The 9804-nt window shown below is 36.5% G+C and carries 9 protein-coding genes; 7 read left to right on the top strand and 2 right to left on the bottom strand.

Annotation, left to right across the window (positions count from 1 at the left end):
• Nucleotides 1-83: 83 nt before the first annotated feature.
• The 4 genes from recN (at nucleotide 84) to AB3X49_RS01460 (ending at nucleotide 5041) form a co-directional block, all read left to right on the top strand.
• The gene (gene recN, locus AB3X49_RS01475; RefSeq protein WP_002088564.1) at nucleotides 84-1823 is read left to right on the top strand and encodes a DNA repair protein RecN; all 1740 of its coding nucleotides are present in this window, start codon (nucleotides 84-86) and stop codon (nucleotides 1821-1823) included.
• Nucleotides 1824-1942: 119 nt separating this feature from the next.
• A complete protein-coding gene (gene spoIVB, locus AB3X49_RS01470; protein ID WP_002015079.1) occupies nucleotides 1943-3235 on the top strand; it encodes a SpoIVB peptidase in 1293 nt (430 codons plus the stop codon).
• Nucleotides 3236-3521: 286 nt separating this feature from the next.
• Entirely contained in the window at nucleotides 3522-4316 is a 795-nt protein-coding gene (gene spo0A / locus AB3X49_RS01465; RefSeq protein ID WP_002015081.1) for a sporulation transcription factor Spo0A, read from the top strand.
• A 161-nt stretch (nucleotides 4317-4477) separates the two neighbouring features.
• Nucleotides 4478-5041, top strand: a complete 564-nt coding sequence (locus AB3X49_RS01460; protein ID WP_367960204.1) for a PRK06770 family protein — start codon at nucleotides 4478-4480, stop codon at nucleotides 5039-5041.
• A 240-nt stretch (nucleotides 5042-5281) separates the two neighbouring features.
• On the opposite strand, the gene AB3X49_RS01455 is transcribed toward AB3X49_RS01460, so the two are convergent.
• On the bottom strand, nucleotides 5282-5428 hold the full coding sequence (locus AB3X49_RS01455; protein ID WP_001247671.1) for a YycC family protein: 147 nt from the start codon (nucleotides 5426-5428) through the stop codon (nucleotides 5282-5284).
• A gap of 50 nt (nucleotides 5429-5478) precedes the next feature.
• Between AB3X49_RS01455 and AB3X49_RS01450 the strand changes: the two genes are divergently transcribed.
• On the top strand, nucleotides 5479-6207 hold the full coding sequence (locus AB3X49_RS01450) for a glycerophosphodiester phosphodiesterase (RefSeq protein ID WP_002033957.1): 729 nt from the start codon (nucleotides 5479-5481) through the stop codon (nucleotides 6205-6207).
• A 51-nt stretch (nucleotides 6208-6258) separates the two neighbouring features.
• Here AB3X49_RS01450 and AB3X49_RS01445 read toward each other — a convergent pair whose 3' ends face one another.
• Entirely contained in the window at nucleotides 6259-6492 is a 234-nt protein-coding gene (locus tag AB3X49_RS01445; protein WP_001190193.1) for a DUF2627 domain-containing protein, read from the bottom strand.
• Nucleotides 6493-6629: 137 nt separating this feature from the next.
• On the opposite strand from AB3X49_RS01445, the gene AB3X49_RS01440 reads away from it, so the two are divergent.
• Nucleotides 6630-8702: a sigma-54 interaction domain-containing protein gene (locus AB3X49_RS01440; protein ID WP_060749631.1), complete on the top strand. Its 2073-nt coding sequence runs from the start codon at nucleotides 6630-6632 to the stop codon at nucleotides 8700-8702.
• Between the two features lie 195 nt (nucleotides 8703-8897).
• Nucleotides 8898-9797 (top strand): phosphate butyryltransferase, encoded by a 900-nt coding sequence (yqiS, locus tag AB3X49_RS01435; RefSeq protein WP_367960202.1) that lies wholly within the window; start codon nucleotides 8898-8900, stop codon nucleotides 9795-9797.
• Nucleotides 9798-9804 lie beyond the last annotated feature (7 nt).

The following is a 9804-nucleotide window of genomic DNA, read 5'->3' as shown; positions in this document are numbered from 1 at the left end:
AACATATAGTATAACTATTTGAATGAAGAATACTGAGAAAAGCCCTTAATAGGGGATTAGTTTATAACGAGGTGAATGGGGCATTGTTATCGGAATTATCGATCAGAAACTTTGCTATTATTGAGGCATTAAATATTTCTTTTCAAAAAGGTTTAACCGTTTTAAGTGGTGAAACAGGAGCTGGAAAATCCATTATTATTGATGCAATTAGTTTGCTTGTTGGTGGCCGTGGTTCAGCAGAATTTGTTCGATATGGAACAGAAAAGGCTGAGATAGAAGGCTTATTCTATGTAGAAGATGACAAACATCCATGTATCGCAAAGGCAGAAGAGTTAGATATAGAAATAGAAGATGGCATGATTATTTTGAAGCGTGACATCGCTGCGAACGGAAAAAGTGTCTGTCGTGTAAATGGGAAACTTGTTACACTCAGCATATTAAAAGAGATTGGAAAAACGCTAGTTGATATTCATGGACAGCATGAAACACAAGATTTAATGAATGAAGAGCGTCATATGTTTATGCTTGATCATTTTGATGGAAATCGCATTGTTAAACAATTGGGCATATATCAAAATGTATATACAGACTATGAGAAGTTAAAAAAACAGCTGAAATCTTTAAGTGAAAATGAACAACAAATGGCCCATCGTCTAGATTTAATTCAATTCCAACATGAAGAAATTCGTAAGGCGGATTTAAAAATGGATGAAGAATATGAATTGACTGAGGAACGATTAAAAATCTCCAATTTTGAAAAGATTTATAAAGCATTAGGAGATGCGTATCGTTCGTTAAGTGGAGACGGACAGGGATTGGATCACGTAAGAAATGCAATGGGACAAATGGAGAGTATTACGCACTTAGATGAAGCGTATCAAGAAAATCATGATTCTATTGCGAATAGTTATTACTTATTAGAAGAAGTTGCATACCAGCTTAGAGAAAAATTAGATATGATGGAATATGATCCGAAACGTCTAGATGAAATTGAAACACGTTTGAATGAAATCCGTATGTTAAAGAGAAAGTATGGAAATACTGTAGAAGAGATTTTAGCGTATGCTGATAAAATTGAACAAGAAATTTTTACGATTGAAAATAAAGACGTACATATTGAAACGACGAGAAAGCAGTTAACGAAATTAGAAGGTGTTATTGTAAAAGAAGCAACGTTGTTAAGTACTATGCGTCATGAGCTTGCAGATCATCTTACAAGCGCTATTCATCAAGAATTAAAAGAACTATATATGGAAAAAACGAAATTTGAAGTGAGAATTATGAAGAGGGTAGGAAATGTAGAAGAACCTCTCGTGGAAGGAACACCGGTAAAACTTACGGCGGATGGCTACGATCATGTGGAATTTTATATTTCAACGAATCCGGGTGAACCGTTAAAGCCACTTTCAAAGGTCGCTTCTGGCGGAGAGTTATCTCGTATTATTTTAGCTTTAAAAAGCATTTTTTCTAAGCATCAAGGTGTTGCATCTGTTATTTTTGATGAAGTGGATACGGGTGTGAGTGGTCGGGTTGCACAGGCTATTGCGGAAAAAATTTATCGTGTATCAGTAAACTCGCAAGTACTTTGTATTACGCACTTACCTCAAGTAGCTTCAATGGCGGACTCTCATTTATTTATTAGAAAACAAGTGGCGAATGATCGTACGATTACATCGGTTACTGTGTTAAGTACGGATGAAAAAGTAACAGAAATTGCTCGAATGATTTCTGGTGTTGAAATTACAGATTTAACGACAGAGCATGCGAAAGAGTTACTTACGCAAGCGCATCATTTCAAACAGACAGCAGAGGCTATCCAGTAATGGATAGCTTTTTTTTCTCAAATGACGATTTCTTAATTCTTCCGGTTATAAATAAAGCGCTGCAAGGAGAGATTAAAAAGTGAAGCCAAGAGGCTGAATGTGGGGTAGGAGCGAGGAGAGTGAACAAATTGAAATTAGAAAGATTTCGAAAAATAATAGGTCTTTGTCTCCTTGTTTCTCTAGTTTTTATTGGATGTTTTAAACCGCTTCGAACGTTTATTTCATCGCCGAAGCAACTTGTTGTTTTTGAAGGACAACAATCAGAAATAGCATCATTACCAGTTTTTAAGGCTGCATCTACAAATCGTAATGTATTTACTGTAAGTTCAAATGAACAAGAACTTATGGTAAATTCTCACCAAAATGGTGAAGCTGATATGGTGTTTCAACTTGCTGGTTTTCCAGTGAAAAAAGTAAATGTGAAAGTATTAAAAGATTTTAAAGTTATTCCAGGTGGACAATCGATTGGTGTAAAATTGAACACAAAAGGTGTACTTGTTGTAGGCCATCATTTAATTCAAACTGAAAAGGGTAAAGTATCTCCTGGTGAAACAGCTGGTGTACAGATTGGAGATATGATTACTGAAATCAATGGTAAAACAATTGAAAGAATGAGTGATGTAGCACCATTTATTCATAATAGTGGAGAAACAGGTGAACCGCTTAATCTTGTTTTATTAAGAGATGGAAAATATATTCGTGCTAAGCTAACACCACAAAAAGACAATGGTGAATCCTCTTACCGAATTGGACTGTATATTCGTGATTCAGCAGCTGGTATCGGAACGATGACATTTGTACATCCAGATTCTATGAAATATGGAGCGCTTGGTCATGTAATTTCCGATAATGATACAAAAAAGCCAATTCAAGTAGAAGATGGACAAATTATGCGTTCGACAGTAACGTCTATTGAAAGAGGAAGTCACGGGAACCCGGGAGAAAAATTAGCAAGATTTTCACCGGATCGTGAAGTGATTGGTAATATTACAATAAATAGCCCGTATGGTATTTTTGGGAAATTAAACACAGATATGACAAACGGCATAATGGATAAAGCAATGCCTATCGCATTATCTCATCAAGTAAAAGAAGGGCCAGCGAAAATATTAACAGTTATTGATCAAGATAAGGTGGAAGCGTTTGATATTGAAGTTGTTAGTACGGTACCACAAAAGTTCCCGGCTACAAAAGGTATGGTTATAAAAGTGACAGATAAACGTTTACTAGCAAAAACGGGTGGTATTGTACAAGGAATGAGTGGAAGTCCGATTGTACAAAATGGGAAAGTAATTGGTGCGGTTACACATGTATTTGTAAATGATCCAACGTCAGGATACGGTGTTCATATTGAATGGATGTTACATGAGGCTGGAATTAATATTTATGATCAAGAGAAAAAAGCGAGCTAATACATATTAGCTCGCTTTTCTTTTGAAAAATTCGTTGAAATTTTGTAAAAGCTCCGCAAGAGCTGTTTTTTGTTGTAAGATATAAGCAAAGGGTTGAACGTTTCGCTGTAATTCTATGATGGAATGTGTTGCGAAAGTAAAAAAATGAACGATAAACATATTTTTTTGTGATTTTATCGGAAAGTAAGAAACTTTAAAGGGAATTTTCACACAATTGTCGAACAATTCATGTAGCCTAGAAGCTTACACATGTCGGAAGAATCGATTCGGTAAGGGAGGAAAAACTGTGGAGAAAATTAAAGTATGTCTTGTGGATGATAATAAAGAATTGGTATCGATGCTAGAGAGTTATGTTGCTGCCCAAGATGATATGGAAGTTATCGGAATTGCTTACAATGGTCAAGAATGTTTAAACTTATTGAAAGAAAAGCAGCCTGATATACTCGTTTTAGACATTATTATGCCACATTTAGATGGTCTGGCTGTGCTAGAGAAAATGCGACATATTGAAAGGTTAAGACAACCTAGCGTTATTATGTTGACAGCATTCGGACAAGAAGATGTGACGAAAAAAGCGGTTGATTTAGGGGCATCATATTTCATATTAAAACCATTTGATATGGAGAATTTAACAAGTCATATTCGTCAAGTTAGTGGTAAGGAAAGTGCTACTATTAAACGTCCATTACCATCTTTCCGATCAGCAACAACGATCGATGGAAAACCGAAAAACTTAGATGCGAGTATTACAAGTATCATTCATGAAATTGGTGTACCCGCTCATATTAAAGGGTACATGTACTTACGAGAAGCAATCTCTATGGTGTACAATGATATCGAATTACTAGGATCTATTACGAAAGTATTATATCCAGATATTGCAAAGAAATATAATACAACAGCAAGCCGTGTCGAGCGCGCAATCCGTCACGCAATTGAAGTAGCTTGGAGCCGTGGGAATATTGATTCTATTTCGTCCTTATTTGGTTATACAGTATCTATGTCAAAAGCAAAACCTACGAATTCCGAGTTCATCGCAATGGTTGCGGATAAGCTAAGACTTGAACATAAGGCTAGCTGAGAGGAAAAGTAGTAAGGGATTTAAGTTTTAGTAGAGCTTAATAATTCTTGAAATTTATACTCGATATCAATTTTAAAACCAATAAACTTTTATTTAATGACCAATGAATTTTAGAATTCGTTGGTCTTTTTATTTTGTTGAGAAAAAGAGGGAGAAGGAAAATGAAAAACAAAATATTAACTTGGCTAGGAATAGTAGCAGCTATGGGAGTTCTTGCTGTTGCAGTTACATTTGGAATGTTAGAGCTTGCCGATAATCCAGTAGATAAAGAAGTGAGTGCTCAAATAGATAAAAAAGAAGACCCAACGATAGTAGGTAGAGAGGTAGATGGAGTCTTTGTTGATGTGTATGTTACTGAAAATTCTACTGAAAGCGAAGTCATTACAGCGATGTACCACATGACTCATCAAAAAGTAGTGGCAGAACGAAAATCGGGATCCATCCCAATGATTCAAAATAACGCTGAAAAATTAAAAAAAATCATAAATAAGAGTAGTTTTGCGAAGAAAAAGGAGCTTGTAGCAATTGCTGATAGATGGGCGAAAAAAGATTTTAGTAAAATTGTAGAAGATCACAATTTTTTCTCGGATGCTCAAGAGGGTAATGTTTGTAAAGCCACTAGAGCGATGGATGCGGTAGAAGAGCAACATTATATTTTAACTACATTTGGGGAGGAAAAAGCGAAAGAACTATACGAATCAGGGGATACTCCGCATGTTCAATAAAAAATAATATGAAGGGCTTCTAGTTTTTTTATTACCTTGCTTTAAGGGGGCAATGGTGACTTGTGAATAAATATTCTGCTTTCTTTATGACTTGTAACAAAAAAGAAGATATATAATTCATTATTAAATGATGAAGTGAAGGCTAACTCGCATCGTAGTACATCTGTTAAAGGATTTTAGCGGGGAAGTCATCCATGATATAATAGATGATAATAAAAAGCCCTGCAAAACAGGACTATATTATTCTTCGTCTTTATTTTGTTTTTCTAATTCAACTAACTTTTGGATTAAAATATGCTGTGGCATATGCATAAGTTGTTCAAGTGGAACACCTAACGCTTTTGATAGGCGGACTGCAGTGTCTGGAGAAATTTGTAATGGTCTCATAGAAGTACCTCCTTTTTCGTATAGTATAGCATAAGATTGGGGGAGTGAGGATGACTCTTATATTTGCGCATCGTGGTGCGGCGGGAACGTATCCGGAAAATACAATGATTTCATTTGAAGCAGCAGAGGCTTTCGGGGCAGACGGAATTGAACTCGATGTTCAATTCACGAAAGATGGAAAAGTTGTCGTTATTCATGATGAAACGGTGGATCGGACAACAAATGGAAAAGGTGCGGTTCGGAATTATTTATATGAGGATTTATGTAAGTTGGATGCGAGTTATAAATTCGGTGACAAAGTAGGTTTTTGCAAAATACCTCTTCTAGAAGAGGTGTTAGAATGGCTCGCAAAAACGAAATTGCTACTCAATATTGAACTGAAAAATAATAAAATCCCATACAGAGGTTTAGAAGAAGAGGTTATAACACTTGTACGTAAGTTTAGTCTAGAGGATCGGATTGTGTTTTCTTCTTTTAATCACTACAGTATGAAGCGATGTCATATGATGGCTCCTGATATTCAAACAGCTATTTTGTATCGTGAAGGTTTGCATAGCCCGTGGGCATATGCAAAAAAGATGGGTGCTACTGCAGTACATCCGAATTATCGTTATCTTCAAGATGCTATCGCTGAATTAACGATGGGAAGTGGTGTGGAGGTTCGTCCTTACACGATAAATGAAGAAACGCTTATGCGTAAATATTTTGATATGAATATATCAGCGATTATTACTGATTATCCTGAAACAGCAAGAACTTTATTACCGATAAAAAAATGAGACCTAATATAATGGTCTCATTTTTTATTTATGATATGTGAAAACTTTGTTTTATCTTCTGAAGCGTGCTTGTACTTTATTTCTCTTACGATCTCTGTGTAAGACGAAGCCGCCGAAGATATAAAACCCGAGTGCGAAGCAAAGAGCGCCGATTAAAAATTGTAACCATAATATAGGGATTGGGGAGAACAAAATCCCAAATACAGTATCTCTCATTAGTTTAATACCAAGCACGGCTAATGAAATGGGGATGAGTGCTAATAATAGAGCGAGGTAACGCTGCATACATAACGCTCCTTTTTAGATTATTTTGTGTATTTTAATGATGTTATATGGAATGGGGGTTTGTCAAGAGGTTGCTGAACGAGTAAGATAAGAATGTGAAAAATTTTGCAGAGATACTTCGAGAGGAAGTGTAATGTATGAAACAAAATGTGTTAATTGTTGGAGCAGGTGAAGGTGGGAGTACACTGCTGAGTCTGTTGCAAAATTCGAATATATTTCAAATTATAGGAGTTATTGATAGTAATCCAATTGCGAAAGGATTACAAATCGCAAAGGAATATGGGACTCCGATTGGTGATAGTGTAACTCCGTTTCTTTCTATGCATATTGATGTAATGTTTGATATGACAGGTGATTATGATTTACATAAAGTTTTATTGGGAAGCAAGCATAAAGACACCCTTCTTATACCAGGGGATATTGCAAAAATTGTTACGAGACTAGCGCATGAGAAGGAAAGCTTAATTGGAAAGCTAGAAGAACAGACGCAACAAGGGAATTTAATTTTAAATTCAACGCATGACGGTATGATTGTTATAGACCAAGAGGGACAAGTTCGTCTGTTTAATAAAAGCGCAGAGCGTATTACTGGATATAAAAAAGAGGAAGCAATAGGGAAATATATTTTAGAAGTTATTCCAACGAGTAAGTTGCTTCGTATTATACGCACGAAAAAAATAGAAGTGAATCATGAACTGACGTTAGAGAATGAAAAAAAGATTATTACAACGCGTATTCCGATATTAAAAGAAGGTGGAGAGGTTCAAGGGGCATTTGCGATTTTTAAAGACATTACAGAAGTTGTAGATTTAGCGGAAGAAGTTACAGACTTAAAAGAAATTCAAACGCTACTTGAGGCGATTATTAACTCATCTGAGGAAGCAATTTCGGTTGTTGATGAGAAAGGAAGAGGACTAGTTATAAACCCTGCTTATACGAAGTTAACGGGTTTGACTGAAGAAGAAATTATTGGGAAGCCGGCTACAACTGATATTGTGGAAGGTGAAAGTATGCATATGAAAGTACTTCGGACGCGCCGAGCGGTACGAGGAATACATATGAAGATTGGGCAAAAAAAGCGAGATGTAATTGTAAACGTAGCACCGGTTATTGTCGATGGAATATTGAAAGGGAGCGTCGGGGTAATTCGCGATGTATCAGAAATTCAAAAGTTAACAAATGAATTGAATAGGGCAAGACAAATTATTCGAACGTTAGAAGCAAAATATTCATTTGATGATATTGTTGGTGATTCAGATGAAACGACGGCAGCTATTGAACAAGCAAAACTTGGAGCGAATACACCGGCAACAGTATTGCTTAGAGGGGAATCTGGTACGGGGAAAGAGTTATTTGCACACGCTATTCATAACAGTAGTAATCGAAAATACAATAAGTTTGTACGAGTAAACTGTGCTGCTATTTCTGAGACCTTATTAGAAAGTGAATTATTCGGTTATGAGGAAGGCGCGTTTTCTGGAGCGAAAAGAGGCGGGAAACGAGGATTCTTTGAAGAAGCGAATAATGGAAGTGTTTTTTTAGATGAAATCGGAGAGTTATCTGCAAATACGCAAGCGAAGCTCCTTCGTGTGCTACAAGAAAAAGAAATTGTGAAAGTAGGGGGAACGAAAGCGATACCTATTAATGTCCGGGTAATTGCAGCAACACATGTGAATTTAGAAAAGGGCATTCTAGAAGGAGAGTTCAGAGAGGACTTGTATTATCGTTTAAATAAAATCCCGATTCAAATTCCTTCCCTTCGTCAGCGTAAAGGAGATATACCAGCGATTGCAGAAAGGTTAATTCAAAAAATTAATCAAGATTATGGTCGTAATGTAGAAGGACTCACCGATTCAGCCGTTTCGTATTTACAATCATATGAATGGCCAGGGAATGTTAGGGAACTTGAAAATATTTTAGGACGAGCTATTATCTTTATGAATTATAACGAAATATATATTGATGTACATCATTTACCGCCTTTACATAAAGAAGAACAAGTAGAGACGAAACAAAATAATTTATTACCTGAATTAGAAGAGAAGGCCCTTGAACACCTAGTGACAGAATTTGAGGGGAATATTATCCGTGAATATTTAGAGAAATTTGATGGGAACAAAACGAAGACTGCAAAAGCGTTAGGAATTTCAGTTCGAAACTTATATTACAAGCTAGAAAAGTATGACTGCGCAAAAAATAGCATGCAATAAATTGCGCACCGTGCAATTTATTGCGTGGTATACAAAAAGCGACAAAACGAGACAGAATATTCCGTTGTTTTCCAAAGTATTGATTTTACTGCGTTTTGAATGCGTTTTCATTATTGGTAAGACCACTTTTGAAAGTTGGCACGGTATTTGCTTAATGAATAGACGAGGGACGACGGAAAGGGTTGATTACAAAATATGAAGTTAGAACACTTAATTGATCAAGCAGCAGGACAGTCTAAAAAAACTGTGGCTGTAGCAGTAGCTGAAGATCATGAAGTAATTGAAGCTGTAGCGAAAGCAATCAAGTTACAGCTAGCTCAATTTCGTCTATATGGAAATCAAGAGAAAATAATAGGGATGCTACAAGAGCATGGGTTACAAACTTCAGAACATATTGAAGTGATTGCAGCAGCGTCAAGTGCTGAGGCTGCAGAACTTTCTGTTAAATCTGTAAGCAATGGCGAAGCAGATGTGCTAATGAAGGGGAACATCCCAACAGCAAATATTTTGAAAGCTGTATTAAATAAAGAGTGGGGACTTCGTAAGGGCAGCGTGCTTTCACATGTTGCAGCGTTTGAAGTTCCAAATTACGATCGTCTTATTTTTGTTACAGACGCAGCGATGAACATTGCACCTGATGTAACACAAAAAGCTGCTATTATACAAAATACTGTAGAAGTTGCCCAGGCAATAGGAATTGATTTGCCAAAGGTAGCGCCAATTGCAGCGGTAGAGGTTGTTAATCCTGCGATGCAAGCGACAATTGATGCAGCGATGTTAACTCAAATGAATCGCCGCGGACAAATTAAAAATTGTGTCGTTGATGGACCACTTGCTTTAGATAATGCAGTATCACAAATTGCAGCAGAACATAAAGGCATAGTAAGTGATGTAGCAGGTAAGGCAGACATTTTACTCGTCCCAACGATTGAAGCTGGAAATGTGCTATATAAATCACTCGTCTATTTTGCAAATGCAAAGGTAGGAGCGATGATTGCTGGCGCTAAAGCACCGATTGTTTTAACATCACGTGCTGATTCAGCAGAAACAAAAGTATATTCATTAGCATTGGCAGTTGCGACTGCTTCAAAATAAACCAAAT

This window comes from Bacillus sp. C30 (assembly GCF_040838255.1).
Classification (GTDB): domain Bacteria; phylum Bacillota; class Bacilli; order Bacillales; family Bacillaceae_G; genus Bacillus_A; species Bacillus_A mycoides.
The sequence above is the reverse complement of the archived record's forward strand: the minus strand, read 5'-3'. Positions and strand labels throughout refer to the sequence as shown.